This is a genomic window from Serratia sp. CY56464, assembly GCF_052168435.1.
Lineage (GTDB): Bacteria > Pseudomonadota > Gammaproteobacteria > Enterobacterales > Enterobacteriaceae > Serratia > Serratia marcescens.
Genome location: NZ_JBJNMV010000001.1, coordinates 1,298,112 through 1,324,161, shown reverse-complemented (window position 1 = coordinate 1,324,161; position 26,050 = coordinate 1,298,112). Strand labels below are relative to the sequence as shown.

27 protein-coding genes and 1 pseudogene are annotated in these 26,050 nt (G+C 58.2%); 15 read left to right on the top strand and 13 right to left on the bottom strand.

The window, feature by feature from the left end; genetic code table 11:
• Positions 1–134 precede the first annotated feature (134 nt).
• The 4 genes and pseudogenes from ACJ8KE_RS06445 to ACJ8KE_RS06430 all read left to right on the top strand — a co-directional run.
• Positions 135–1,245 (top strand): annotated as a pseudogene (locus ACJ8KE_RS06445) (RHS repeat domain-containing protein); the annotation flags it as partial.
• Entirely contained in the window at positions 1,245–1,934 is a 690-nt protein-coding gene (locus tag ACJ8KE_RS06440) for a hypothetical protein (protein ID WP_097102089.1), read from the top strand. The pseudogene ACJ8KE_RS06445 and the gene ACJ8KE_RS06440, both read left to right, overlap by 1 nt.
• Positions 1,935–2,139: 205 nt before the next feature.
• On the top strand, positions 2,140–2,391 hold the full coding sequence (locus ACJ8KE_RS06435) for an Imm50 family immunity protein (protein ID WP_255253522.1): 252 nt from the start codon (positions 2,140–2,142) through the stop codon (positions 2,389–2,391).
• A gap of 119 nt (positions 2,392–2,510) precedes the next feature.
• The gene (locus ACJ8KE_RS06430; RefSeq protein ID WP_097102087.1) at positions 2,511–2,810 is read left to right on the top strand and encodes a hypothetical protein; all 300 of its coding nucleotides are present in this window, start codon (positions 2,511–2,513) and stop codon (positions 2,808–2,810) included.
• Positions 2,811–2,958: 148 nt separating this feature from the next.
• Here the strand turns inward: ACJ8KE_RS06430 and ACJ8KE_RS06425 are convergent, their stop codons facing one another.
• Both ACJ8KE_RS06425 and ACJ8KE_RS06420 read right to left on the bottom strand, forming a co-directional pair.
• Entirely contained in the window at positions 2,959–3,855 is an 897-nt protein-coding gene (locus ACJ8KE_RS06425) for a PhzF family phenazine biosynthesis protein (RefSeq protein ID WP_097102086.1), read from the bottom strand.
• A 54-nt stretch (positions 3,856–3,909) separates the two neighbouring features.
• Positions 3,910–4,827 (bottom strand): DMT family transporter, encoded by a 918-nt coding sequence (locus ACJ8KE_RS06420; RefSeq protein WP_097102084.1) that lies wholly within the window; start codon positions 4,825–4,827, stop codon positions 3,910–3,912.
• Between the two features lie 178 nt (positions 4,828–5,005).
• Between ACJ8KE_RS06420 and ACJ8KE_RS06415 the strand changes: the two genes are divergently transcribed.
• From ACJ8KE_RS06415 to ACJ8KE_RS06400, 4 genes are all read left to right on the top strand, one after another.
• The gene (locus tag ACJ8KE_RS06415; RefSeq protein WP_016927792.1) at positions 5,006–5,875 is read left to right on the top strand and encodes a helix-turn-helix domain-containing protein; all 870 of its coding nucleotides are present in this window, start codon (positions 5,006–5,008) and stop codon (positions 5,873–5,875) included.
• 17 nt (positions 5,876–5,892) lie between these two features.
• Positions 5,893–6,327: a glyoxalase/bleomycin resistance/dioxygenase family protein gene (locus ACJ8KE_RS06410; RefSeq protein WP_016927791.1), complete on the top strand. Its 435-nt coding sequence runs from the start codon at positions 5,893–5,895 to the stop codon at positions 6,325–6,327.
• Positions 6,328–6,637: 310 nt separating this feature from the next.
• Positions 6,638–7,090 (top strand): MoaF-related domain-containing protein, encoded by a 453-nt coding sequence (locus tag ACJ8KE_RS06405; RefSeq protein WP_028127408.1) that lies wholly within the window; start codon positions 6,638–6,640, stop codon positions 7,088–7,090.
• 9 nt (positions 7,091–7,099) lie between these two features.
• Positions 7,100–7,591 (top strand): nuclear transport factor 2 family protein, encoded by a 492-nt coding sequence (locus ACJ8KE_RS06400; RefSeq protein WP_016927789.1) that lies wholly within the window; start codon positions 7,100–7,102, stop codon positions 7,589–7,591.
• A 171-nt stretch (positions 7,592–7,762) separates the two neighbouring features.
• On the opposite strand, the gene ACJ8KE_RS06395 is transcribed toward ACJ8KE_RS06400, so the two are convergent.
• A complete protein-coding gene (locus ACJ8KE_RS06395; protein WP_016927788.1) occupies positions 7,763–8,962 on the bottom strand; it encodes a multidrug efflux MFS transporter in 1,200 nt (399 codons plus the stop codon).
• Positions 8,963–9,214: 252 nt separating this feature from the next.
• Between ACJ8KE_RS06395 and ACJ8KE_RS06390 the strand changes: the two genes are divergently transcribed.
• Entirely contained in the window at positions 9,215–9,661 is a 447-nt protein-coding gene (locus tag ACJ8KE_RS06390) for a MarR family winged helix-turn-helix transcriptional regulator (protein ID WP_016927787.1), read from the top strand.
• A 37-nt stretch (positions 9,662–9,698) separates the two neighbouring features.
• On the opposite strand, the gene ACJ8KE_RS06385 is transcribed toward ACJ8KE_RS06390, so the two are convergent.
• Positions 9,699–9,980, bottom strand: a complete 282-nt coding sequence (locus tag ACJ8KE_RS06385) for a YjcB family protein (RefSeq protein ID WP_004940713.1) — start codon at positions 9,978–9,980, stop codon at positions 9,699–9,701.
• Between the two features lie 294 nt (positions 9,981–10,274).
• On the opposite strand from ACJ8KE_RS06385, the gene mrdA reads away from it, so the two are divergent.
• Complete coding sequence (gene mrdA / locus ACJ8KE_RS06380; RefSeq protein WP_033640389.1) at positions 10,275–12,200, top strand: penicillin-binding protein 2; 1,926 nt, start codon at positions 10,275–10,277, stop codon at positions 12,198–12,200.
• A gap of 107 nt (positions 12,201–12,307) precedes the next feature.
• On the top strand, positions 12,308–14,026 hold the full coding sequence (locus ACJ8KE_RS06375; protein WP_097102077.1) for a penicillin-binding transpeptidase domain-containing protein: 1,719 nt from the start codon (positions 12,308–12,310) through the stop codon (positions 14,024–14,026).
• A gap of 6 nt (positions 14,027–14,032) precedes the next feature.
• On the opposite strand, the gene ACJ8KE_RS06370 is transcribed toward ACJ8KE_RS06375, so the two are convergent.
• Entirely contained in the window at positions 14,033–14,431 is a 399-nt protein-coding gene (locus ACJ8KE_RS06370; protein WP_016927784.1) for a hypothetical protein, read from the bottom strand.
• 46 nt (positions 14,432–14,477) lie between these two features.
• Positions 14,478–15,716, bottom strand: a complete 1,239-nt coding sequence (locus tag ACJ8KE_RS06365) for a hypothetical protein (protein WP_117286818.1) — start codon at positions 15,714–15,716, stop codon at positions 14,478–14,480.
• A 338-nt stretch (positions 15,717–16,054) separates the two neighbouring features.
• Here ACJ8KE_RS06365 and ACJ8KE_RS06360 point away from each other — a divergent pair, with 338 nt between their 5' ends.
• Positions 16,055–17,680 (top strand): methyl-accepting chemotaxis protein, encoded by a 1,626-nt coding sequence (locus ACJ8KE_RS06360; protein ID WP_371811610.1) that lies wholly within the window; start codon positions 16,055–16,057, stop codon positions 17,678–17,680.
• Between the two features lie 154 nt (positions 17,681–17,834).
• On the opposite strand, the gene osmB is transcribed toward ACJ8KE_RS06360, so the two are convergent.
• On the bottom strand, positions 17,835–18,047 hold the full coding sequence (osmB, locus tag ACJ8KE_RS06355; RefSeq protein WP_004940700.1) for an osmotically-inducible lipoprotein OsmB: 213 nt from the start codon (positions 18,045–18,047) through the stop codon (positions 17,835–17,837).
• Between the two features lie 230 nt (positions 18,048–18,277).
• Between osmB and ACJ8KE_RS06350 the strand changes: the two genes are divergently transcribed.
• From ACJ8KE_RS06350 to ACJ8KE_RS06340, 3 genes are all read left to right on the top strand, one after another.
• Complete coding sequence (locus ACJ8KE_RS06350; RefSeq protein ID WP_016927781.1) at positions 18,278–18,673, top strand: DUF427 domain-containing protein; 396 nt, start codon at positions 18,278–18,280, stop codon at positions 18,671–18,673.
• 131 nt (positions 18,674–18,804) lie between these two features.
• Positions 18,805–19,275: an Rrf2 family transcriptional regulator gene (locus ACJ8KE_RS06345; RefSeq protein WP_016927780.1), complete on the top strand. Its 471-nt coding sequence runs from the start codon at positions 18,805–18,807 to the stop codon at positions 19,273–19,275.
• Positions 19,276–19,468: 193 nt separating this feature from the next.
• Complete coding sequence (locus ACJ8KE_RS06340) at positions 19,469–19,606, top strand: AcrZ family multidrug efflux pump-associated protein (RefSeq protein WP_016927779.1); 138 nt, start codon at positions 19,469–19,471, stop codon at positions 19,604–19,606.
• Between the two features lie 39 nt (positions 19,607–19,645).
• Here the strand turns inward: ACJ8KE_RS06340 and ACJ8KE_RS06335 are convergent, their stop codons facing one another.
• The 6 genes from ACJ8KE_RS06335 to ACJ8KE_RS06310 all read right to left on the bottom strand — a co-directional run bounded on the left by ACJ8KE_RS06335 (position 19,646) and on the right by ACJ8KE_RS06310 (position 26,012).
• On the bottom strand, positions 19,646–20,407 hold the full coding sequence (locus ACJ8KE_RS06335; RefSeq protein WP_016927778.1) for an amino acid ABC transporter ATP-binding protein: 762 nt from the start codon (positions 20,405–20,407) through the stop codon (positions 19,646–19,648).
• Positions 20,404–21,309, bottom strand: coding sequence for an amino acid ABC transporter permease (locus ACJ8KE_RS06330; protein WP_049299026.1), 906 nt, complete (start codon positions 21,307–21,309; stop codon positions 20,404–20,406). The genes ACJ8KE_RS06335 and ACJ8KE_RS06330 overlap by 4 nt, the downstream gene beginning before the upstream one ends.
• On the bottom strand, positions 21,306–22,220 hold the full coding sequence (locus ACJ8KE_RS06325) for an ABC transporter substrate-binding protein (protein ID WP_016927777.1): 915 nt from the start codon (positions 22,218–22,220) through the stop codon (positions 21,306–21,308). The genes ACJ8KE_RS06330 and ACJ8KE_RS06325 overlap by 4 nt, the downstream gene beginning before the upstream one ends.
• 17 nt (positions 22,221–22,237) lie before the next feature.
• Positions 22,238–23,575 (bottom strand): LLM class flavin-dependent oxidoreductase, encoded by a 1,338-nt coding sequence (locus tag ACJ8KE_RS06320; protein ID WP_016927776.1) that lies wholly within the window; start codon positions 23,573–23,575, stop codon positions 22,238–22,240.
• A 19-nt stretch (positions 23,576–23,594) separates the two neighbouring features.
• Entirely contained in the window at positions 23,595–24,899 is a 1,305-nt protein-coding gene (locus tag ACJ8KE_RS06315) for an MmgE/PrpD family protein (RefSeq protein WP_442517170.1), read from the bottom strand.
• 225 nt (positions 24,900–25,124) lie between these two features.
• Positions 25,125–26,012, bottom strand: coding sequence for a LysR family transcriptional regulator (locus ACJ8KE_RS06310; RefSeq protein WP_016927774.1), 888 nt, complete (start codon positions 26,010–26,012; stop codon positions 25,125–25,127).
• Positions 26,013–26,050: the final 38 nt, after the last annotated feature.

Genomic DNA, 26,050 nt, shown 5'->3' with positions numbered 1-26,050 from the left:
AAAGGATCCTTTCTTTGGGGCTCTTTAGTGTGCAGCATTAAATATGAGATATAAGATCAAAGCTTGAAAAGGAGATATTAGGTTCTTTAAAAATAAAAAAGGAAGAGTAAAAACATTAGATTGTTAGTTGCATCAAAGGCCGCCTGCTGCAACACCGCGAACCCAATCAGGCAAAGCGGGCGCGCGGCTGGTGTACGATCTGGCGGATAACCTGCTGGGCGAGCGCAGGGCAACCTGATCAGCCGGCGCAACGGCCTGTACGAACAGCACTACCGCTACGACGCCGACAACCGGCTGGTGCAGGCGCGCGGCCGCGGCCCGCAGGGCGAGTTCGAGGCGCAGTATCATTACGACGCGCTGGGCCGCCGCAGCCGCAAGGCGGTGCGCTACAAGGGCAAAACCGAACAGACGACCCGTTTCCTGTGGCAGGGTTACCGGTTGCTGCAGGAGCAGCGCGACGACGGCAGCCGCCGCAGTTGGAGCTACGATCCGGCCAGCCCGTGGAGCCCGCTGGCGGCGCTGGAGCAGGCGGGCGATAGCCGCTCGGCGGATATTTACTGGTATCACACCGATCTGAACAGTGCGCCGCTGGAGGTGACCGACGCGGCGGGCAACCTGTGCTGGTCCGGGCAATACGACACCTTCGGCAAGCTGCAGGGCCAGACGGTGGCCGGCGCGGCGAAGCGGCAGGGCGCGCAATATCAGCAGCCGCTGCGTTACGCCGGGCAATATCAGGACGACGAAAGCGGCCTGCACTACAACCTGTTCCGCTACTACGAACCCGAGGTGGGGCGTTTTACCACGCAGGATCCGATAGGGTTGCGCGGCGGGTTGAACCTGTATCAGTATGCGCCGAACCCGCTGATGTGGGTGGATCCGTTTGGGTTGAGTACCAGAAGAGACCAACTTCCAGGGGATAAAACGCTTGAGACGTCTCGAGCAGCAAGAAGGGAGGCTATGCGTTCGCAAGGTATCCCTACATCGCAAACATACCAAGTCCAAGTAGTCGAGGATATAACCCAATCTGAAAACTCAAAACTTAACTCAGGTATTTTGCATGAGGAACGGATTATGAGAAATAATTCTGAGGTTGGTCGTGTAAAAGTGCATCATCAAGGGCATGTTTTCACGGACAATGACACTTTTGAGAAACCACATTATCATGGTACTAAAGGCGAGCATTTCTCTTATGAGAAAGGCCGACCAAGGAATACAAATAAATACAAAGGTGATAGGTGCTTCTAATGAGAACAAAGCTGATTACTGATGCAAAAGCTAGTTTAAAAAAAATTGGTGTCTCAGTAAAAGACACGGATCTTTCTCTAATTAATGTGTTCTCAAGCGACGAATATGAGCTATACATAAAAAAGTTATGGGCAACAATAAATAGCTTTAAGGTTAAAAGGATTGTATTCCTTGATGATGACTATTATGTGGCTAACGTAAGTGACAAAATAAAAAGTATAAAAAGAGCTGTGGGTAAAAACGGTTTAATGGAACTGAAGAAAAATGTAACTGAAAAAGAAGATATTATTGTTAATAATAGAAACTATTTTATTGATATGGTTGAGGTTAGTGATGATGTGAGCCTTCTAACTGTGGAGGGAATTTATAAAGCAATATATAGTGGCGGTGGGGTTTATTTATTCTTGCAGGAGGGTTTAATTTGTGAGAGTGATTCACTGTTAGAGTTGATAAAATCGTATAATGATGAGTGTGATATTTCTTGTAAATTACACTTTGGCGAAACTCTGACATCAGAGAGGTATTTCATTCTAACAGGGGTGAATGAACATAATAATTCTCACTTATTGAGTGGAGTTACAAGGTTGACAGGGAAAGAGGTTGATAAATTCATTGAAAAAACTTCCCATCATTACCCAATGGTATTTGAAAAGCAGATATTAAAGTTTGAAACTCGCTCGCAGAGATAGGGATGTTATGCTGGGATTTATATCTGGAGGTTCTTGGGGGCACTATAACTGTTCGTGAGGTGTTGATATGTGGTTTGAAAATGCTATAGGAAAAGAAAAGATCAAATTCATGTTTAATAATGAGTTAAACATTAAAAATATTGAAGTTGATAATTTATCATTGGAGCATTTTTCAGATTTAAAAATTGGGTTTTAGTGTAAGGATATACCCAAAAAGTATCCTATAAAATGGAACGAAGAGGACTTTAATGCAATGAGTTTAGTAGTTGCTTTTGGAGATGTCATTCAATTTAATATTATTGGGTCAAGGGTCGGTTTTTTGTTTTCGCCGATAATAAATTCTTTAAAGGAATTCTCTGAAATAACTATAAAACATCATGGATTTTATTTTTATTGCAAGGCAAGATTTTTAACTATAGAAATTATTACTCCATATATCGATGAAAGATGGGACTAGTTGGAATAGGATCAGCGAGATATGCTGAAGTTGTTTATTTGAATAATCACACTAAGGTTACTTGGAGCAACGAAATTAAAGCTAAGCGTGGGTGTTGAGTATCTAATGGAGAGTGAGTTATGAATCTCGTAAAGGTTGATTGGACTCCTGAACATATGGGCGGGAGAAAAACAGTCCCTCCAGCAGGAAAGTATTATGCAGTATCTCGACTTCCTGAGGACAAGGAGTGGCAAAATAATGCCTGGAGCGTTGTTTTTGAGCTAGAGGACTCCAAGTCTGAAAATGGCAAGACGTTTTCGTTGGGAACTGTAGATTTTCTTATGGAATCTGCACCTAAAGAGCGTATGGTTCAGCATGATAAATTCGAAATTTACGAAGGTCCCAAAAAAGTAGCGGATGTTTTTCTTCTTCGAACCTGATTATTGATAGTGTTGGTACTGGATAGTGCGAACTACTACAGAACCAGGCGCTAGCTGAACTTCTTTCAGCGAGAGGTAATTGCTGAGCCTCATTAGGGCAAGCCGAAGGGGCAGATAAAACCACTCCCTCCAACCTGTTCCCCCCCAACTAAATACCCAATGTGCCATTAATCAGGGTGCGGCAGTGCCCGCCGATCCAGGGTTCGCCGTCAATAAAGCGCACGCTCACGCGGCCATCTCGATTCAGTTGGGTGCCCTGGCGCACCTGGTAGCCCTGTGCGGTCTGGCCGCCGTCGGGGAAGCGGCTGGTTTGCAGCAAGCGCGCCAGGCAGGCGTTGGCGCTGCCGGTTACCGGATCTTCAATCAAAACACCGCATTCCACCATAAACGCGCGCATTTCGTAATCGGCCGGTTCGGTTGCGGAGCAGGGGCCATAGATCACCACGCCATCCACATCACACGCCGTTTGCAGCTGTTTAATCGTGGCCTGATCCGGCGTTACCGCCAGGCAGGACTGCGCGTCCGGCAGGCGCACCATCAGCCAGCGAATGCCCATCTCGGCAATCACCGGCAGGGGGCTTGCTGCAATCACCGCGGGCCGTAAAGCGGCCATCAGCCGTTCGGTTTCCTCGGCCGCCATTGGGCGGAACTCAACTTCGGGCGCGGCGAACGCCAAGGTGCCTTCCGGCAGGATATTGACCGCCACCAGGCCGACGCCGCATTCCTGCATCACCGTTCCAGGGCGTTTGGGCGTCAACCCGGCTTCCAGAAGGGCGTGGGCGGTGCCCAGCGTCGGGTGGCCGGCGAAGGGCAGCTCTTTTTCGGTGGTGAAAATGCGCACCTTATAATCCGCCGCCGGGTGCGTCGGTTTAAGCACAAAGGTGGTTTCCGAAAGGTTGGTCCAACGGGCCAATGCCAGCATCTGCGCGCTGCTCAGCCCCTCGGCCTCCAGCACCACCGCCACGGGATTGCCGAGCAGCGGCGTGGCGGTGAAAACGTCCACCTGTTTGTAGGCGCGGGGTGTCACATCATCACTTCTGAGCATTGGCCATCATCCGTTATCAACAAAACCTGATGATAACGATATTCGCCAATGGCTTCAAAGGGTTGAGTTTTGTTTTGAGATATCTGCCCGTCGCCACTTCAGCCCCGGCTTGGCGAACATCACCAGGTTGCCCAGCAGGATCAGGCACAAGCCCAGCACGGCGTTGAAGTGCCACTGATAGCCTTCGTAGATCGTTGAGATGGTCAGCGCCACCAGCGGGAACAACAGGGTGCTGTAGGCCGCCGCGCCGGCGCCGATGCGGCCGAGCAGGCTGAAGTAGGCGGCGAAGGCGATCACCGATCCGAAGATCGCCAGGTACAGCAGGGAGCCGATATAGCGGCTGCTGAATTCGATCTGGAACGATGCGCCCTGTGCCCAGGCGATCAGCGTCATTAACAGCGCGCCGTAGGTCATGGCATAGGTATTGGTGGAAAAAATATCCAGCCCGTGGCGCTGATGGCGCGCGCTGATCATATTGCCCAGCGAGAAGCCGTAGGTGCCGAGCGCGCTCAGGCCGATGCCTTTAAGCAGCTCCGGCGCCATGCGGGTGGCGGCCAGATCTTGCCAGAACAGCGCCACGATGCCGGTCAACCCCAGCAGCGCCGCCGGCAGCAGGTTGGGGCTGGGGCGCTGGCGGAAGAACAGCAGGCTGTTAAGAGCGTTGAACAGCACCGCCATCGAGAAGATCACCGATTCCAGCCCGCTGCTGATATAAGCCGCCGCATGGTAGAAGCAGAAGAAGTTGAAGCCGAACACGCAGCAGCCCTGCAGCACGCAGAACAGATGATCGCGCGGGGCGAGACGGCGCAGGCGGCGCGTTAGCAACAGCACGGCGAACATCACCGCGGCGGAAATGGCGAAGCGGTAAGCGATCGAGACGGGAATGGCCACCGGGCCTTCCTGTTGCAGGGTGATCGCAATCCAGGTGGTGCCCCAAATCAGCACCACGGCGAGGTACAACAGCGCATTCATTCTATTCACTCCGAAAAAGCCGATGGCGCAGTATCCGCTTTGGCGTGCGGCCGCGCTTGCAGCGCCTTGCGCCCAGTTGCATATTCTTGCGCTTTTTTTGCCAAAAGCGCGGGGCGGCCGCTGGCATGCCGCGGCGCCACTCTTTACACTGTCAGCATGTCGAACAACGGGGCCGGCGATGTCCAACTATCAGGCGTTTGAAACACTGCGTGAGCACAAGGCGCGGTTGCACGGCAGCGTGCTGCTGGGCACCGGCGTGGAGCTGGCCGCCTGGTCCAACTGCAACGATCGCGTCACGCAGGAGAGCGCCGACCACCATACCTTGAGCCTGTACGTCGCCGACGGCTATGAGTGCTACCAGCAGGTGCCGGGCGGCTGGCGCAACGGCGGCGGGCCGGATCGGTTCTGCATCATGCCGCGCCAGTATGCATCTACCTGGGATGTGCGCAGCGATCTGTCGTTCGTGCATCTGTACTGCACCGACGGGCATCTGCGGCAGCTGGCGGAGCAGACCTGGGATCGCAGCCCGGCGGCGATCAACGTGGAGCAGCGCAGCTTCGGCGAAGATCCGCAGATCACGCTGCTGTATCGTCAGTTTTTGCTCAACTGCGATTGGCAGGACAGCGCCAATCTGCTGGCGCTCAGCAGCGCGTCGAACCTGCTGATGTCACACCTGATCCAGCGTTACAGCCAGCTGCAGTGGAAGCTGCCGCCGGTGCGCGGCGGCCTGGCCCCTGCGGTAGCCAGGCGGGTGCGTGAATATATCGCAAGCCACCTCGATCGGCCTTTGCTGCTGGCGGATCTGGCGGTGCAGGCCGGGTTGAGCGAATACCATTTCGCCCGCATGTTCAAGCACGCCACCGGCCTGGCGCCGCACCAGTTCGTGATGCGCGCCCGGCTGCAGCGGGCGGAACAGCTGTTGCGGCATAGCCAACAGCCGATCACCGAGATCGCGCTGGCGTGCGGCTTCAGTTCCGCCAGCCATTTCAGCAACCGCTTCAAGGCGGCCTATGGATTTGCTCCGCTGCAGGTGCGGCAGGGGCGCTAACCGAAAGGGAGTGCAGCATGGATCAACAATTTGCCGGGCTGGGCGTGTTGTTTGTCGCCGGATTCGGGCCCATCACGCGTGAGAGCGACGAGAGCAAGGCGTTTTATGTCGAGGCGCTGGGGCTGCCGCTCAAGCCGATGCCGGGCAACGAGAGCTATCTGCTGTCGGAGCAGGGCGCGCTGGACGGCGTGAAGCATTTTGCCCTGTGGCCGCTGGCGCAAGCGGCGCAGTCCTGCTTTGGCGACGATCGCTGGCCTGCGGATCTCGCGGTGCCGCAGGCGTGGATCGAGTTTGACGTAGCCGACATGGCGGTAGCCACCCAGGGGCTGGTCGATCGCGGTTATCGGCTGTTGGTCGCCAACCGCGAAGAGCCGTGGGGGCAAAGCGTTACCCGGTTGCTCAGCCCGGAAGGACTGCTGGTTGGCGTCACCTATACGCCTTGGCTGCGTTAAACGCCGTGCCGTTCGTCGCCGTTTCGCAGCGGCGGGCGGCCTAAGAACAAATACGCATTAGCTTAAAGCGATCTGCGCTATAGACCTATCGAATCCCCGAGTTGTTTCCTTCCTTGAAAGCAGTAATCCCGTTCATTGCGTAAAAACCAAGGGCCAGAACGCGCTATTGCCATGCCATTTTACGGCGATTTTCCCACGTCTTTTTTTGCTGCCAGGTGCCTGATGGTAATAGAGATTATTCTTATATTTCCATCAATGCTTAAGAAATAATAATGATTCTCGTTTTCAACCACGGAAAGGAGAAGGAACGATGAAAACAGTGAAACGAACGGGCATCGCGTTGGCGATAGCCCTGACTTTCCCCCTGGCATTGCCTGCCGCTATGGCGGCGCAACCCTCCCTGACAAACAGTAAGGCGGCGACGATGACGGAAAAACACGGGCAGTTTATTGCGGTCGGTAAAGTGGTGCAGGTGACCTTCGGCGATTTCGCCTTCAAGCTGGATTTTACCGATGACAAGACCATGACCTTCACCGGTATCGGCGAGGCGTCGCAGGGCATCACCGATACGGTGCAGTACACCGCGGTGGAGATTCGGCCGAAGGTCTACATGGTCTATTGGCACGAACCGCAGTCCGGCGACAACGTGACGCATATCGAGGACTTTGAGCGCGGCGAGGTGTACACCAACATCGCCGCCAAGGACGGCAGCTTCACCCATCTGAAAGGGCAGCTGAAAATCGTAGGTCACTCAGGAAACTAAGGAGCAGTTATGAAAAAGGCATTGATCACCTGTGCGATCGTCGGCGGCTTGCTGGCGAGTTACCCGGCGTTGTCAACGGATCAGACGGCGCCGCAAAAGTCGGCCGGCAAAGGCGGCTATCATCATGCCCAGCAAAAGCTGAAGGTGGTGGAGGATCTGTACGCGGGCTTCTTCAACCGCCACGACATCGGCGTGGCGCAGAGGCTGATTGTGGAAAACTACAAGCAGCATAACCCGTTCGTCGGCGACGGCATCAAGCCGTTCCTCGATTTCTTCAGCCAGACCTTCAAAGACAATCCGCAATACAGCGCCAAAATATACCGCAGCGCGGTCAACGGCGATCTGGTCTACGTTCACGTCAAATACCAAAATAACCCGCAGGATCGCGGCACCGCCAGCGTGGATATTTATCGGGTGAACGATCAGGGGAAAATCACCGAGCATTGGGACGTCAATCAGGATGTGCCGGAGAAATCGGCTAACGACAATACCATGTTCTGAGCCACAAGGGCCGCTGCGGCGGCCCTCAACGCGCCCGCAACACTTTATTTACTTACATAAATATTAAATGACCGCCGCGTCGAGTAGGCTACGGCCGCCTTTGGCAGTGGTGGTACGGTTGATGGGCGTCATTGTCCCGCCACTGCTTGAGGCGTTTCCCCACATTTCCCGTTATCCCGCGCGTTGATTTTCCACTTTTTTGAACTGATGGCGCAGCTGCAGCGCATTGCAAAGCACCAACACCGCCGTCACGGCGAACACCCAACGGAACCCCATCATCGCCGAAATGCCCGATCCCAGCAGCGGGCCAACCACGTTGCCCAGGTACATAAAGGATTGGTTATAGCCGAAGATGCGCCCGGTCACCTGATCGGAGGAATACTTCAGCAGCAGCGCCTGCACCGCCGGCATCAGCGCGCCGTCGGCAAAACCCAGCAGGAAGCGCAGAATGCCCAGTTGTAATGGCGTATTCACCCAGGCCATCACGGCGAACAGGGCGGTGGTGAACAGCAGCGCGGCGATCAGGATGCGCGCGGTGCCGATGCGATCGCCGAGCCGCCCGAGGCGCGGCGCGGAGATCAGCGCCGCAATGCCGGGCACGGCGGCGATCATCCCGCTGACAAAGGCAATATTGCTGACATCGCCCGACAGCTCGCGGATGAACAGCGTCAGGATCGGGCTGATGGACGAGTTGGCCAGCTGGATCATTAAGGTACAAACGAACAGGGTGACGATCAGCGTCGGATAAGGCAGTGAACGGAACACCGCCTTGCCGCTCAGCTGATCCGCTTTTTTCACCGTAATGCGCCGTTCTTTAATCAGGAACAGCGTCACCAGGAAGCTGACGAACATCAGCCCGGCGGTGACGAAAAATACCACCCGCAGCCCCAGATGATCGGCCATCAGCCCGCCCAAGAGCGGGCCGGCGATGACGCCGGAGATCTGCCCGGTAGAGAGCGTGCCCAGCGCCCATCCGCTTTTATCGCGCGGCGCCTGCGAGGCGACCAGCGCCATGGCGTTGGGAATATAGCCGGACGTCAGCCCCATCAGGGCGCGCAGCGCGAACAGCTGCCAGACGTTGGTGGCCAGCCCCTGCAGCGCGATGACGATCGCCATGCCCAGCGAGGCGCGCAACAGCATCAGCTTGCGGCCTTTGCGGTCGGCCAGGCTGCCCCACAGCGGCGACACCACCGCCGAGACCAAAAAGGTGCCGCTGAACACCAGTCCGGACCACAGACTGAGGGATTGATGATCGCTGACGCCGAGCTGTTCGACGTACAGCGGCAGAAAAGGGAGGATTTGGCTCATCGCCAGCCCGGTGAAGAAACACCCGAGCCAGACCGAGATCAGATTGACTTTCCACGCTTCCATCGGCTTACCGTACCACGTTGAATAAGAAGAGATTTATTAAGCAAGATAATAATAACACTGCAAATTAATCGGCGAGGGGCAAATGCGTGAGCAAACGTAACCCTGCCGATGCAGTGTCTTTTTTTGCTATATATTAATAGCTATATTATCATAGGTAACCAGGTTAAGCCAGAGCGGCGCGGTAGCCAGACAAGGCACTGCGCGATCCGGCGGTGTGAAAGCAGGGATAAACTGAACGCTAGATTGATGCCAATGAAAAAAGATCACCCTGAAGACGTGACGCTGCTGCGCACGCAGTTAATGTCGCTGGTGCGCCGTTTGCGGCGCGAGTCGCGCAGCGACGAAAAATCCTGGGCCCAGTTGATGCTGTTGGGGGCTATCGATCGCCACGGCGGCGAGGCGACGCCGTCGCTGCTGGCGGAATCGGAGCGCATGCGCTCCTCTAACCTGGCGGCCGCCTTGCGTGAGCTGGAGGGTGATGGGCTGCTGGTGCGCACGCCGGATGCCGAAGACAAACGCCGGGTGCGGGTGCGCCTGACGCCCGCCGGGCTGGGCCTGCTGCAGCAAAGCCGCAGCCGACGCGAGGCGTGGCTGCTGGCGGCGATGGAAAGTTGTTTAACGGATCGGGAGCAGGCGCTGTTGATAGAGGCGGGGGCGTTGATGGCGCGACTGGCGGCGGCGCCAACGGACGAGGAATAATCGGCGGGGCGGCAGATGCGCCGCCCGTGCAGCGAGGTTACGGCATCGGCCAATCGGCCGGCATGGTGCTGACCACGTCCACGTAGCGATCCCAGGCTGATGACCAGAATTGGGTGAAGGCTTCCAGGGTGAGGTGGATGCCCATCAGGCCCATCACGAACCAGCAGGCGGTAAACAGGCCCAGGCTGCTGAACATGAACGCCATGCCGTTGCGGCTGGTTTTACGGCAAACGACGTTTAACTGGCTGGCGAAGAACATCATCACGGCGCTCAGCAACTCCCAGCGCATCATGACTAAACCGGTGGCAATGGTACTCATCGAACTCGATCCTATGTAACAAAAAGCCGCATCCGGCAGGGTGCCGACAGGGAAATGCGGGGGAATAACGGGAATAATGTGATTTAGATCACATTGTAGCATTGAGGCGAACGGCGGCTCAATGGGGATCGCGGTGAAAAAATCGCCGCCGGTAACATTCCAATATGCTGAAACAGTTATGCCATTTCATTAGCAACCTTTTCATGGGGCGGCGCGCCCGATAACGCTATGCTTGCCGGCTTTTCAGTTCCCTGATTTTGCGGGGAAATGTGACGCAAAAGGTACCGGCACCGCATGGCCCTGTTAAAAGAAAAAATTCGCGATCATTCCGCGGAAGAGAGGCTGTTCATCCGCCGGGCGGGCGTGGCGCTGGCGCTGGTGGTGGCCTGTTTCGGCGTGCTGATCGCCAATCTCTATCGGCTGCAAATCCGCCAGCATGGTTTTTACCAGACGCGCTCCAACCAGAACGACATCAAGATGCTGCCGCTCGCTCCCAGCCGCGGGTTAATCTTCGATCGCAACGGCACTCCGCTGGTGCGAAACGTGACACTGTATCGTATCGAGATCACGCCCAGCAAAATCACCGACATGGCGGCGCTGCTGCAGGCGCTGACGCCGATCGTCGATCTGACGCCGGAAGACATCAGCGCGTTTCGCGACGATATGCACCACAACAGCCGCTACAAGCCGGTGACGCTAAAAACCGGGCTGAGCGACACCGAGGTGGCGCGTTTTGCCGTCAATCAATACCGTTTCGACGGGGTAACAATCGATACCTATCAACAGCGTGAATATCCTTACGGCGCTCAGCTGGCGCACGTGCTGGGCTATGTGTCGAAGATCAACGACAGCGATCTCAAGCGCCTGGACAAGGCCGGCCTGAGCGAAAACTACGCCGCCGACCGCAACATCGGCAAACAGGGCATCGAAGCCTATTACGAGTCAGAGCTGCACGGCACCACCGGCTATCAGGAAGTGGAAGTGGATAACCACGGGCGGGTGATCCGGCTGCTGAAGGAACAGCCGCCGCAGGCCGGCAAAAACATTTACCTGACGCTGGATCTGCCGCTGCAGCAGTACATTGAATCGGTGCTAAAGGGGCAACGCGCCGCGGTGGTGGTGGAAGATCCGCGCGACGGCGGCATTCTGGCGATGGTCTCCAGCCCCAGTTACGATCCCAATCCCTTCGTCAAAGGCATCGGCTATCAGGCCTATAAAACGTTGTTGAGCAATCCGGAGCTGCCGCTCATCAACCGCGTTACCCAAGGGTTGTACCCGCCGGCTTCCACGGTGAAGCCCTATATGGCCGTTTCGGCGCTGTTCGCCGGGGTGATCACGCCCACCACCACCTTTTTCGGCGCGCCGACCTGGACGCTGCCCGGCACCGAGCGCCGTTACCGCGACTGGCTGAAAACCGGCCACGGCATGCTCAATGTCACCAAAGCGATTGAGGAGTCCGCCGATACCTTCTTTTATCAGGTGGCGTATGAGATGGGCATCGATCGCATTCACCATTGGCTGAGCCAATTCGGCTACGGTCAGTCGACCGGCATCGATCTGAACGAAGAGTACCGCGGCGTGCTGCCAAGCCGCGACTGGAAACTGAAGGTGCACAAAAAGGGCTGGTATCAGGGGGATACGGTCTCGGTGGGCATCGGCCAGGGGTATTGGGTGGCGACGCCGATCCAGATGGTGAAAGCGTTGACCACGCTGCTCAACAACGGCAAGGTGAAAACGCCGCACCTGCTGTATTCGCTGCAGCAGGGCAACCGGGTGACGCGCTACCAGCCGCCGGCGCAAGCGGCGCAGATCGGCGATCCCAACTCGCCTTACTGGGGCATCGTGCGCAACGGCATGTACGGCATGGCCAACTTGCCGAACGGCACCGGTTACAAGCTGTTCCATACCGCGCCGTATCAGATCGCCGCCAAATCCGGTACCTCGCAAGTGTTCAGCCTGAAGCAAAACCAGACTTACAACGCCAAAATGATCCCGGTGCGGCTGCGCGATCACATCTTTTATACGCTGTTTGCGCCCTACAAAAATCCCCGGGTGGCGATGGCGCTGATCCTGGAAAACGGCGGCGGCGATGGCGTGGTGGCGGGGCCGACCGCGCGCGCGATCCTCGACCACATTTTTGACCCGGCCAACGCGCCACAGCCCGGCGATACGCCGCAAAGTAAACCGCAGTTAAACGACAGCGCGGATGTGCAACGGTGATGCGGTTTGTTTTTACTTTCTTACAAACTGCAATCTCCTGACCATTTCCGGCAAGGTAGACTGAAATAACACCATAAACTGAATAAAAACGCAGGGTTAACACAACAGTGGCGCCATCGACCAAAAAGAGCGGTAAAACCTATTCCACAGTTCGTTTCGGCTGGATTTGCGCCGGCATGCTGGTCTGTTTTTTTCTGTTGGCGTTCAGGGTCGGCTACCTGCAACTGCTGGAACACCAGCAGTTGGCCAATCAGGCTGACCAGCGTTCGATCCGCACCCAGGTGGTGCCGACCAACCGCGCCATGATCACCGATCGCAACGATGAGGCGCTGGCGGTCAGCGTGTCGTCCAAAGACATCGTGCTGGATCCGAAGCATATTCTCGATACCCAGACCGATACCGGCAACGAACGCTGGCAGAGCATGGCCAACGTGCTGAAGATCCCGCTGGCGGACATCCAGCATCTGATCCAGAGCAACGCGCACAAACGTTTTGTCTACCTGGCGCGCAAGGTGGAGGACGACAACGCCGCCTACATCAGCAAACTGCACCTGACCGGCGTCAGCGCCGAGCAGGATTTCAGCCGCTTTTATCCGATGGGCCAGGATGCCGCCGGGCTGATCGGCATCGTCGGCCAGGACAATCAAGGGCTGGAGGGCATCGAGCTGGGGTTCAACCCGCTGTTGCAGGGAAAAAACGGCCTGCGGGTCTATCAGAAGGATGGCAGCGGCGCGGTGATCGGCGTGCTCAAAAGCGTGGATCCGGTGCCGCCGCCGAACGTGACGCTCAGCATCGACAAATTTATCCAGTACGTGCTCTATGCGCAGATCCGCGACGGCGTGGTGGCTAACCAGGCCGACTCAGGCTGCGCGGTGCTGGTCAAGATCGACACCGGCGAAATCCTCGGCATGGCCAGCTATCCATCGTTCAACCCGAACAACTATGGCAGCACGCCGGCGAAAGATATCCGCAACGTGTGCAGCAGCGACAGCTTCGAACCGGGTTCGACGGTGAAACCGGTGGTGGTGATGGTGGGGTTGGAACATAAGCTGATCCGGCCGGATACCGTGTTGGACACCACGCCGTATCGGGTGAACGGTCACCTGATCAAAGACGTCGGCCACTGGTCGAAACTGACCATCACCGGGGTGCTGCAAAAATCGAGCGACATCGCGGTATCGCATATCGCGCTGGCGCTGCCAGCCACGGTACTGCCGGCGGTCTACCGCAGCTTTGGCCTGGGGCGGCCGACCGAGCTCGGCATCGGCAACGAGAGCAGCGGCTATCTGCCGCAGCACCGTGAACGCTGGGCCGATATCGAACGCGCTACCTTCTCCTTCGGCTATGGGCTGCGCGTGACGCCGCTGCAGATGGCGCGCGAATATGCCGCTATCGGTTCCTTCGGCATTTATCGGCCGCTGTCGATCACCAAGGTGACGCCGCCGGTAATGGGGCAACGTATTCTGCCGGCGGATACGGTACGATCCGTGGTGCATATGATGGAGAGCGACGCCTTGCCGGGCGGCAGCGGGGTGAGCGCCGCGGTGCCGGGCTATCGGCTGGCGATCAAAACCGGTACCGCCGAGAAAATGGGCTCCAGCGGCAAATACGACGGCGGCTACATCAACTACACCGCCGGCGTGGCGCCCGCCAGCGATCCGCAGGTGGCGCTGGTGGTGATGGTCAACAACCCGAAAGCCGGCAAGCACTTCGGCGGTTCGGTGGCCGGGCCGGTGTTCGGCAAGATCATGGCCCAGGTGCTGGAGCACATGAATATTCTGCCGGACGCCCAGCCGCTTAACGTGGTGTCGTCGGTCAAGGGGTAAGGGGGATTAGCGCGATTCCAGCAGGCGCTTCAGCGCCTGCAGATCGGCGTTCACCAGCCCGACGTCGCGGGCGAACAGCGCGTCGTCCATCTCCGGCTGGCGGAACAGGGTGAAGATCACCTCGGTGCCGCGCCGGTTGGCGAGCGCACGCAGCGGCACGTAGACCACGCCACCGTCCGGCAGCGTCACCCAATGATCCAGCACGCCGAAGGCATTCGGCGCGCTGAAGCGAATGCGGATCGGCCCTTGTGGGGTGTTTGCCACCCAATCTTCCCCTTCCCGCCGTAAGCTGTTGGCTAACCCTCTGGCCCACAAGGGGAAATTTTCCGGCTGGCTGAGAAAGGCGTACACCTCGTCACAGGGGCGGTTAATGGCAATATGCAGCGTTTGCGCGCTCAGCATCATGATTTCTCCGATTGACGGCGATACTTCAGTGTAGATCCCGCCGCGCTCAGAAGTAGTAACCGATGTTTATGTTGGTGCGAAAATACCATTTATTGCTGCCGGAGGACTGGGCGCCGGTCCAGCCGGTGGCGTTTTCCACGCCGCCCCACGGGTTGGCGTTCTGCGCCCAGGTCAGATCCACCCACAGCATCACCGGCATGGCGAACACCTGCACCCCGAGCGTATTCATTTTGGAGTCGGAACCGCCGTGCTTATCCTTCCAGAGCACGCTGTAGTCGTTGTAGAAGCGCAGCTTTTTCACCGGCCCCCAGGGTACGTCGACGTCGCGCGCCAGGTTGATGGCGGCGGTGGTGGCCTGCGACGGGATCAGATAGGCCGGCGTCAGGCCGTTGCCGCCCATCAGGATCACCGAATTGTTGGCCCCGGCCGGGCCTTTGGCGTCGTAACCGTAGCGGATCACTTGGCCGGACAGATGCCAGGGATCGTTATTCAGCAGCGTATGCAGGCCCGCCGCCCAGAAGCTGCCGTTATCGCCGGTCGCCTGGTTGTAGAGCCGCGAGGCCGCCAGCGAACCGCCGAGCTCATTGTCCCAGCTGCCCTGGTGGAAAGCGCGCGTCAGCCGCAGGTTTATCTGATCGCGTTTTTCGTTGCGCTGCAGGTGCTGTGACGCATAGTTGGTGTTTTTCAGATCGCCGTAGCTGGCGACGTCGGGGGCGTAACGCACGCCGGTCGGCATCATGCGCGGGTAGTAGGCGGCGTCGAAGGCCCAATCGTCATGCTGGTATTGGTATTTGGCGCCGAGTCCGGTGTTGACGCCAAAGCCGAGGTAAAACGGAATGCCGTACGACCAGCCGAACTGCGGGTAGGGCATCAGGCCGAACGGTTTGAACGGCGCGCCCAGTTGCACGGTGGAGCGCTCAGACAGGCGGTAGCCGACATAGGCGCGGTCGATGGCGTATTTGCGCCGATCCTGAAACCAGAACCCGCTATCGAAAAACGCGTCGTTGACCTGGCCGGCGGTATCAATGCGAAAGGCGTCAAAGCGTAAATGCGGAGGATTTCGATAATTGCTGCTGCGCCAGTCTTCATAGCGATAATTGGCGCGCAGCGCGCCGCCGATATCAATATTCTTTTTATTATCCTCGCTTTGCCAATGAATATGCGGAAATGCCGGACGGCTTTTTTTTACCGGCGCCATGGTGGCAGCAGTGTCGCTGGGCAATGCGACAGTGGTCGCGTAACTTACTGGTGAAACAAGAAAAAAACAAAGCGTGATCTTGCGCATGCCTGGCCCCTGGTGAAAGTAGACGGTTTATTAAGGCGAGCGAATTCCACCTGTGAATAGGGTGATTTTGCTCATCAGTTTTATATTTGAGACGATTTTATATGTGCGTTTCATATATTAAATTCGCTGTCGATTAATATATGAAACTTTGTTTCTTGTTTAATGGAAAAACTATAAATCCGGCATTAGACAAGTCAAGAAATAAAAATGAGCTTTGACGAGAAATTCCGATTATTGGGTCGCCCTGGTTTGCGGTGGGCGACACAAAGCAAGCTGAAATAGTGGTGTCATCAATGCCCGTTAGACTCGCGGCATCCTGGTATGACTGACTAAAAATCATGAACATAAAACTGACACTTGGCCGCCGGGTAAAACCTGCGGCAGCGCTGCCGCACGCATTTGGCATCGGCAAGAGCATGGGCTTATTAGGCGGCATAATTTGCGTTATTGCGCTATTTTCTCTGCTGCAATTGTTTTCCACCGTATTTATTTCCAATATTCTGCGCGACGCCAAGGTTAACCTGGTGACGGGCGACGGGTTGCATCGCCAGCAGGCGACGATGGATCGCGCCAGACTGTCGCTGCTGACGGCCAGCGACAGCCTGAACCGCGCGGGCATCTATTATCTGCAGGACAAAGTCACCGGCTCCGACGGCAGTTGGCATAGCCTGCTGGATGAATCGTTGGCGGCGTTGGCGGCTTCAAAGCAGGCCTTTGCCCGGTTCGAGCGCTTGAGCGCGGCTGCGCCCGAAGCGACGGGCGCCCTGAAAGACAGTTATCGCCTGTTCTATGACGGCCTGAAGGAACAGGCGCAAGGGTTGCAAAACAGCGCCAGCATCGATGCGTTTTTCGCCGTGCCGATCCAGGCGTTTCAGGCGGATTTCAACGAAAAGTACCTCGCGTATCAGGCGCTGAACGAACAGCGTGGCGATGACGTCAACGTGCGGCAATTGGCGGCGCTGGAGCAGGCCAAGACCTTTGCGCTTGGCGCATTGGCCGCGCTGGCGCTGATCGCCGTGGGGGTGTGGTTCGGCGTCGCCCGCTGGGTGATAGCACCGCTGCAGCGGGCGATTGTCCACCTCAACGTGCTGGCCGCCGGCGATCTTTCGCGGCCGCTGCCGCCTGAGCGGGCGTTGAACCGCGAGATGCGTCAGCTGCAGACCAGCATTGGCCATATGCAAAGCGGCTTGCAGCGCCTGGTAAGCGAGGTGCGCGATGCGGCGAGCGGGATCCTGAACGGCGTCGAGCGGCTGGCGGACGGCAATCGACAGTTGACGGCGCAGTCGGCGAAGCAGGACGGGGAATTGCAGTTGGCGACCGAGCACGTGCAGCAGCTGGCGGCGCGGGTGGAAGAAAACGGCCAATACGCCCAGCAGGCCAGCCAACGAACCGAATTGGCCCGGCAGTGCGCCGGCGCCGGTGAGCAGATGATGCAAACCGTCAACGTTTCGATGCACGGGATCGTCAACCAATCGGCCGAGATGCGCGGCATTGTCGCGCTGATCGACAGCGTGGCGTTCCAGACCCATATTCTGGCGCTGAATGCGGCGATCGAGGCCGCGCATGCCGGCGTTCACGGCCGCGGCTTTGCCATCGTAGCCAAAGAGGTGGGCCTGCTGGCGCAAAAAAGCAGCCATTCGACGCGCGATATCCAGCAGTTGATCAACCGTTCGCTGCTGCAAATCGATCAAGGTTCGCAGGCGGTCGAACTTCTGACGGGCAATCTGCGCCAGATTATCGATCTGGTGAACAAATGCAGCGCGCTGATGGGGGAAATCTCGTTGGCGTCGTTCAATCAAGGGGAGAGCATTCAGGCCGTGACGGCGCGCATTGCGACGCTGAATCAGGTGGCGCAGCAAACCGGCGACGTGGTGAGCGCGGTGACCGAGGCTTCGCAGTCGCTGCAGGGCGAATCGGAACGCTTGGAAAAAGCGATGGCGCGTTTCAGGCTGCCTGTGCAATAAATAACCCTGGCGCGGGTTAATGAATAATAAAGCTGCGCTTAATGTTATTCATTATTTCCCCGCGCTGAGGGACGTTATTTCGATAAATAAAAACAGGCCGGCGCTTATGGATGAAAAAAGCGCCGGCCTGCAGAGAATTATTTTAACGGGAGGATTAACGGCTGGTCTGGTGGCCGATAATGCCGCCCAGCGCTGCGCCGCCGAGGGTGCCCAGCGTGCTGCCGTCGGTCAGCACGGCGCCGCCGACCGCGCCGACGCCCGCGCCGATCGCCGTGTTGCGATCGCGATTGGACATATGCCCACATGCGGTAACGGAAAGCGTCGCCATCACCACCACCAACACACCTGCGGCACGTTTAATATTCATAATGAGTTCCTGGTAAATTGGCTGATTAATGGATTAAAAATAATCCGATTAACCCGCCGGTAGAAGTTGGGATGAATGTATTCCTCAGAAAGAAAATCGAACAGGTAAAAATTCTTAATTTTGCGGCGGTGAAAAGCGATTGCTCGCCGAATGTGCGGCCGCCGACAAAACCGCTGGTCTATACTGGGAAGACGCCTCGCGGGGGCGGGGCACACACTCTGGAGGCCGCCATGTCCGATCTCGTTTCCGCATCCGGCAAACCGGTGAAAATCCCCGGCCCGGATCACCCGATCACCTTGACCCGTCATCCGACGCGAGTCGTGGTGCGTGCTGCCGGGAAAATCCTGGCCGACAGTCGCAATGCGCTCATCCTGCAGGAAGCCACCTATCCGCCGGTGTTTTACTTTCCGCGTGAGGACGTGAATATGGCGCTGTTGCAGAAAAACGAGCACGTCAGCTACTGCCCGTATAAGGGCGACTGCAGTTATTTCACCTTCGCGCTGAACGGCGGGCAGGGGGCCAATACGGCCTGGAGCTATGAAATGCCTTACAACGCCGTGGTGGCGATCAAGGATCATCTGGCATTTTATCCCGATAAAGTGACAGAAATCAGTACTGAAGCCTGACCTGCCGCCGCCGCCGGGCGGGGGCAGGTTGACATTCCGCTTATCCCTACTCATTATGTGTATTACTGGAAACTGATACGCTTTCCTTATGTTTTAATCCGACATAAACGAAACTCTGAGCAGGTGCCAAGGTGTCTACCTCTACGCGATTTGCCGTTGCCATCCATATTCTGACCAACATCACGCTGTGTCGTGGCCAGACGGTGCGTTCCGAAGATATCGCGCGCAGCGTCAACACCAACCCGACGGTGGTGCGGCGGATCCTCGGCGCGCTGGCGGAGGCCGGGCTGACCTATTCGCAGATGGGGCAAGGCGGCGGGGCGCTGCTGGCGCGGCCGGCAGAAGCGATCTCGCTGCTGGACGTGTATCGTGCGGTGGAGGATCAACCTTATTTCATGCTGCACCGCGCCCGGCCTAACGATGCGTGTTATATCGGCCACGCTATTACCCCAGTGCTGGAGCAAGAGTTTGCGCGCGTTGGTCACGCGCTGGAAGCCAGCCTGGCGCAAACCAGCATCGCCGAAATGGCCGGGCAGGTCGAGCGGCAAGCCGGCTATCCTTTCGTCCCTTGTTCATCGCAATATCAAGCGGATACGCAATAAAAATCCACGCCAATTCCGTCTTCCCGCAGAGCATTTTTTGCATTGCGTTAATGTAATTGTGTAAGTTACATTAGCTCGCATCAAGTGTGATGTGGCTCACGTTTTAGACTGCCTCCCCACGATAATCGATCGATTGGCCGGAAACCTTTTCTTCCGGCGCAGATTCGCTGTGCTTATAAACCAGGAGAGAACGATGTTAGAAATGATTGAAAGCTTGGCCACCGTGGTGGTCCTGGTGCCGGTAATGGTGGCCGTCTTGCTCGGCGCGATTTACGGTCTGGGTGAAGTGTTCAACGTCTTTTCCGCTATCGGCCGAAAAAATAACGGCTGAATTTGAACGTCAGGGGACGCAACGCCCCCTGACGTAGGGTTACAATACCGTCGCCAGGAAGTTGCGCGTCCTCTCATGTCCCGGCGCATCCAGAACCTGCTGCACGCTGCCCGTTTCAACCACCTTTCCCTGATCCATAAAGACAATCTGGTCGGCCACTTCGCGGGCGAAGCCGATTTCATGCGTGACCACCACCATCGTCATGCCCGAATGCGCCAAGTCTTTCATCACCTGCAGCACTTCGCCAACCAATTCAGGATCGAGGGCGGAAGTCGGTTCATCAAACAGCAACACCTGCGGGTTCATCGCCAGCGCGCGGGCGATGGCGACGCGTTGCTGCTGGCCGCCGGACAGTTCACGCGGCCAGGCGTTGATGCGATGTTCCAACCCGACGCGGGCCAGCAACTGCTTCGCCCGTTCCTGCGCCTCGGCTTTTTTTTCCTTTTTCACCCGCTGCGGCGCGTCGCTGACGTTTTGCAACACGGTGCGGTGCGCAAACAAGTTGAACTGCTGAAATACCATGCCGATGCTTTTACGCTGCTCGGCCACCTCGGCTTCTTTCAGCTCGTACAGATGCCGGCCTTTTTGACGATAGCCGATTAGCTGTTCGCCAACGCGAATGGTGCCGCCGTCCAGCTTTTCCAGGTGGTTGATGCAGCGCAACAGGGTGGATTTGCCGGAGCCGGAAGGGCCGAGGATCACCGTCACTGACCCCGCCGGAATGGTCAGGCTGATGTTTTTCAACACTTCGGTGCCGGAAAAGGATTTCCGCACCCGGTTGATGTGGATGGATGCGCTCATTGTTCACCTCCCTGAGGGGCTTTGCGGTTGAGGAAGAACCCGCCGCTGCGCGTTGCCTGCGTGCCGCGGCCAAAATAGCGCTCCACGTAGTATTGGCCAATCGACAGAATCGAAGTCATGGCCAGATACCACAGGGTGGCGACCAGCAGCAGCGGGATGACCTCGTAGGTGCGTTGGTAAATGATCTGCGCCGAATACAGCACGTCCTGCAGGGCAATCACCGACACCACCGCGGTGGTTTTCAACTGCCCGATCACCTCATTGCCCGCCGGCGGCAGGATGGTGCGCATCGCCTGCGGCAATACCACGCGCCACAGGATTTGCCCACGACGGTAACCCAGCGCTTTGGCGGCTTCCAGCTGGCCGCTGCCGACGCTTTGGACGCCTGCGCGCACGATCTCCGCCGCATAGGCCGACTGATGCATCACCAGCGCGATCACCGCCGCGCTGAAGGTGCTGATAAGGGTATTGGTCGGCGCGCTGGCGACTTCGCCCAGAAACGGGATCCACAAGCTGATGCGCGGATAAAGCGCGGCGATGTTGTACCACAGGAACAGCTGCACCAGCATCGGCACCGCACGGAAGAACCAGGTGTAGAACCAGCTTACTGCAACCAATACCGGATTGGCCGACAGGCGCATCAGCGCCAGCAGCACGCCGCCGGCGAAGCCGAACACCACCGAAATCACCGTCAGCTTCAGCGTCATGAGCACGCCGTTGAGGATGGACGCCTCGGTCAGATTTTCCGCCACCACCGACCATTCAAAGCGCGGGTTGTGCAGCATGGAATTGATGATAACGCCGACGATCAGCAGCACAACCAGGGCGCTGAGCCAGCGCCCGTAATGCCGGTGGCCGACGATGCTCAGTTCCGCGTCGTCGACAGGGTGTTGCCCACTCATTTTGCGATCTCTTCATTGATGCCGGCGGTTTTCACGGCACCAAAACCGATATCCCAGCCGTCGAGGATTTTCTGGTAGCTGCCGTCGGCGATCAGAGAATTCAGCGCCGCCTGCACCGGTTTCACCAGTTCGGAGCCTTTCGGCAGGGCGATGGCCACCGTGGTGCCGTCGATGTTGATATCACCGGCCAGCGTCAGCGGTTTAACGTGGGTGGCCTGGTAGCGCAACCCTTCATACGGGCCGAAAAACATCGGCACGCGGCCGCTGATCACCGCCTGCACCCCGGCCGGGCGGTCCGGGAAGATCGGCATGGTGATGGCCGGCTTGCCGGCGGCGACGCATTGATCGCTGGCCTGCTGCAGGCGGGTGATCTGCGAGGTGCCTGCGCCGGCGCCGACGGTCTGGCCGCACAGCTGGGCCAGCTCGGTGTAAGGGCCAAGCGCAGCGTCTTTGCGGGCGATCAAGGCCAGCTTGGAAGCGTTGTAATAGCCGACGAAGTCCACTTGCTGGAAGCGCTTTTTGTTGGCGTCAATGTTGGCCAGCGCGACGTCATAACGGCCGGACTTCAGGCCGGGGATGATGTTGTCGAAACCGCCGGTGTCCTTCCAGTGGATCGCCACGCCCAGGCGATCGGCAATCGCGCTCATCACGTCGATTTCACGCCCGGCCAGCGTTTTGTTGTCCGCCTGGTAAAAGGTGGTCGGCGGGGTGTTCGGGTTGGTGCCGGCAACGATATAGCCGGCCTTTTTGATAGCTTCAGGCAGGCTGTCATGCAGCGCCGGATCGGCGGCAGCTTTCACCGCCGCCTTGAAGGGAACATCGCCTTCAGCGGCATGAGCTGCGGCCAACGGCGCCAGCGTGGAGGAAGCCAACAGCAGGGACAGTACGGTGCGTTTGAATGTGGTTTTCATCATGATTTCCCTGCGGATTAAGCCGATTTTACGTTAGCGAAGTTGATTGCCGGTTCCGGCAGACCCAGGTTTTCACGCAGGGTTGCATGCTGATACTCTTCACGGAACAGGCCACGGCGGCGCAGCTCCGGGATCACCAGCTCGACGAACAGTTCCAGCTGGTTAGGCAACACCGCCGGCATGATGTTGAAGCCGTCTGCGCCTTGCTGTTCCAGCCACAGCTGGAAGTCGTCGGCGATCTCTTCGGCGGTGCCTACCACCACGCGGTGGCCGCGCGAACCGGCCGCGACGGCCGCCAGCTCGCGCAGCGTCAGGTTTTCCCGCGCGGCCAGATCGGTCAGCAGTTTCACGCGGCTTTGGCCGCCTTCGGTGGCGCCCACATTCGGCACCGGGCCGTCCAGCGGGTAATCGCTCAAATCGAAACCAAAGCGCGCCGACAGCTGCTCAATGCCGTTATCGATATCCACCAGTTGATTCAGCTGATACCAGGTTTCTCGCGCTTCTTCTTTGGTTCGGCCGACAATCGGCATCACACCCGGCAGGATCAGCAGGTGGTCCGGGTTGCGGCCGGCGTCGGCCACGTATTTTTTCTGACTGCGGTAGAAAGCCTGTCCTTCTTCCAGGCTGGCGGCGGCGGTGAACACCACTTCGGCGGTTTCCGCCGCCAGCTGTTGGCCGGCCGGGGAAGAGCCGGCCTCAATGATCACTGGCCGCCCCTGCGGCGAGCGGGAAATGTTCAGCGGGCCCTGCACCGAGAAATGCTTGCCCTTATGGTTGGCGGCGTGGATTTTCTCGTCGATGGCGTACACGCCATTTTGCTTGTCGCGCACGATGGCGTCTTTTTCCCAGCCATCCCACAGTTTGTAGCTGGCCTCGAGGAATTCCCGCGCCACCTCATAGCGTTCGGCGTGCGACGGCAGATCTTCACGGCTGAAGTTGCGCGCCGCATCGCTGGAGAATGAGGTCACCACGTTCCATGCGGCGCGGCCGTGGCTGATATGGTCGATGGAGGCCATGGCGCGCGCCAGGTGGAAAGGTTGATCGAAAGTGGTGGAGGCGGTCGCCGCCAGCCCGATATGGCGGGTATTGACCGCCAGCGCCGCGAGCAGCGTCAGCGGCTCCAGGCGTGACATCGTCGAGGGCAGGCGGTGCACGCTGGTCGCCAGCGCGTCGCCGACGAAGAACATATCGAAGGTGCCTTCTTCGGCTTTTTTTGCGATCCAGGTGAACCAGTCGATATCGGTCGGTGAACCGCTGGCGCCTTCTGCGCGCCATCCCCCGATGTGGTGCCCCAGCGCCTGAACGAACAGGCCGAGACGGAGTTGGCGCGATGGTGTTGAAGGTGAAGTACTCATAGTTATTCCTGTTTTATTATTAATTTAACAATGCAATCAGTCGCGGCAGCGCGCCAGGGGACATAAGCGCACAGTCGCGGATAACGCTCTCGCCTTCGAGGCCCGGAAGCAGCTGCAAAATGGCGCGCAGCTTGGCGTCGAGGTCTGTTGGCCGGGCGGCGGTTTGCTTTCTTGTGACTATGTCACTTATTTGCCTTCCGTCCTGCAGCGTCAGGGTCAGGCGATGGAAGCGCATCTCCGGATCGAGCGCGTCCGGCGGGGCCGCGGGATCGGCATGGCGCTCAACTTTTGCCGCCAGGGCGGCGATAGCCGCATCGACCGGCTGTTCGCCGTAATGCGTCAGCGCGACCTCGCCGTGGTATAGCGCATCGGCGATGACGTATTCGAGGCTAAAGCGCGCTTCCACACCGGTGGCCGGTTGGCGAATATAGGGCGCGGTATCTGCGCCGGGCGGAAAACTGACCTCAACCAGGGCGATCTCTGCAAGGGCGTCGCCTTGTTCCAGCAGCCGCTCGCGCAGGGCGAGCGCCGCCTCGGCCGCGCTGTGAGTGCCACCGCAGGTCGGGTAGCGCTTGAACTCCAGCCCCGGCAGCAGGATGCGCCAGGGCGCGCCCCAGCCGGCGGTCAGGCATTCCGGTTTTTGCCGGCCGTCGCCGTGGGAAGCCAGCAGGCTGTCCAGCACGCCCTCCGGTTGGCCGATGAAACCGGCCTGAGCCAGCAGGGCGGCGTTGACCGCGTTGCGTGCCGCCAGGCCGGCGTGCAGCGGTTTGGCCGCCGAACCGAACTGGCTGCGCAGGCCCGCCGCCTGGGTGGCCGCCAGGCCGAGAGCAATCTGCGTTTGCCGCTGGTCAAGCTGCAGATAACGCGCCACGGCGGCGCAGGCGGCGACCGCGCCCAGGGTGGCGGTGCTGTGAAAACCCAGCACGTAATGTTGCGTGCCAGCGGCCAATCCCAGCCGGCCAGCGGCCTCTACGCCGATGACATAGGCGGTTAACAGTTCAGTGACATTGTCACTCTCACCGTTCAGCGCCAGCAGGGCGGAGAGCACTACGGTGCTCGGATGGCCACGCAGCGCAGGATGGTAATCATCGAAGTCCAACGAGTGGCTGACATAGCCATAGCGCAGTGCGCGGTTCTCACTGCCGTTCGGCGGAAACGTCGTGCCGATCGCTGCCAGACCGGCATCGCTCAACGCCCCGCGGGCAATCGGCAATGCGCAGGCGAAGTAATCTTTCACGCCGCGGCGAGCGGCTGACAGAGCGGTTTGATCCGGCTGGCTGTTCAATATCAGATGAGCGAATTGGGCGGTTATCGATAATGACAAGGCGTTAACACCTGAATTTATAGATGGTTATGCACGAGTGCGGGGTGAAAGGTATTGTGTGGCGGTTTTCTTTGTCCCGAAAGAACGAACGGCGCTTCCATATCGCTGAATGGAATATCACGACGGCACTGCGCCGCCGTCAGGGCTGCTGGCAGGCGCAGCAGGCTGCGCTTTAGCTATTTTTGTGCAAAGCAAAGCTGAATTTGTTCTAACTCGGTAGAGGACTTAGGCCGAGAAAAGGCGAACGCTCATGATGTCGATAAATGCCCTGAGACGCGGTGTAAGATGTTTGCTGGAAGGCCAGAGAATTTTGAGACTGCCACTGTGTCGGCATTGGTCGCCAAGCACGGGTTGGAGCCGCTGCTGCTCCAGCGCCTCCCGTACCGCGAAATCGGGCAGGCAGGCGATGCCCAGGCCCTGTTCCGCCAGGTAAATCAGCGTGTCGACGGTATTGCATACTGTGCGCTTGCCCAGGCCTTCGTCGAGCAGTTTATCTCCGCCCGCCACCGGCCAGGTCTCGACTTTGCCGGTGGTTGGGAATCTGTATAACAGGCAGGCGTGATCGCGCAGTTCTGCCGGCTGGCGGGGTATTCCCGCCCGGCGCAGATAGTCCGGCGCCGCCACCAGCTGTAGGTGAAACGTGCCCAGTTGGCGGCTCATTAAGCGAGAGTCCTCGGTATCGCCCACGCGGATCACCGCATCGAACCCTTCTTCGATCACCGCGACTCGACGGTCGGAAAAATCGGTTTCCAGCTCAATCTCCGGGTAACGCCGAACAAATTCCGCCAGCACCGGATTCAGCAGGCCGCCCACCAGCGGCAAACTGACACGCAGCTTGCCGCGCGGGGCGCTGTGCGTATCGCTGATTTCCCGTTCCGCCGCCGCCAATTCCCCGAGAATGCGCTGACAGCGGTGCAGAAACAGCCGGCCTTCGGCGGTCAGCGTCATGCTGCGCGTGCTGCGGTGAAACAGGCGCGTGCCCAGCCGGTTTTCCAGGCGGGCGATGCTTTTCCCCACCGCGGAAGCGGAAATGCCGAGCACGCGCCCGGCCTCAACGAAACTCAGCGTCTCCGCGGCCTGCACAAAGACGCTCACCCCAGACAGATTATCCATTGCTTGCCCTATTACGGACGTGAGTGTCCGCTATGAAA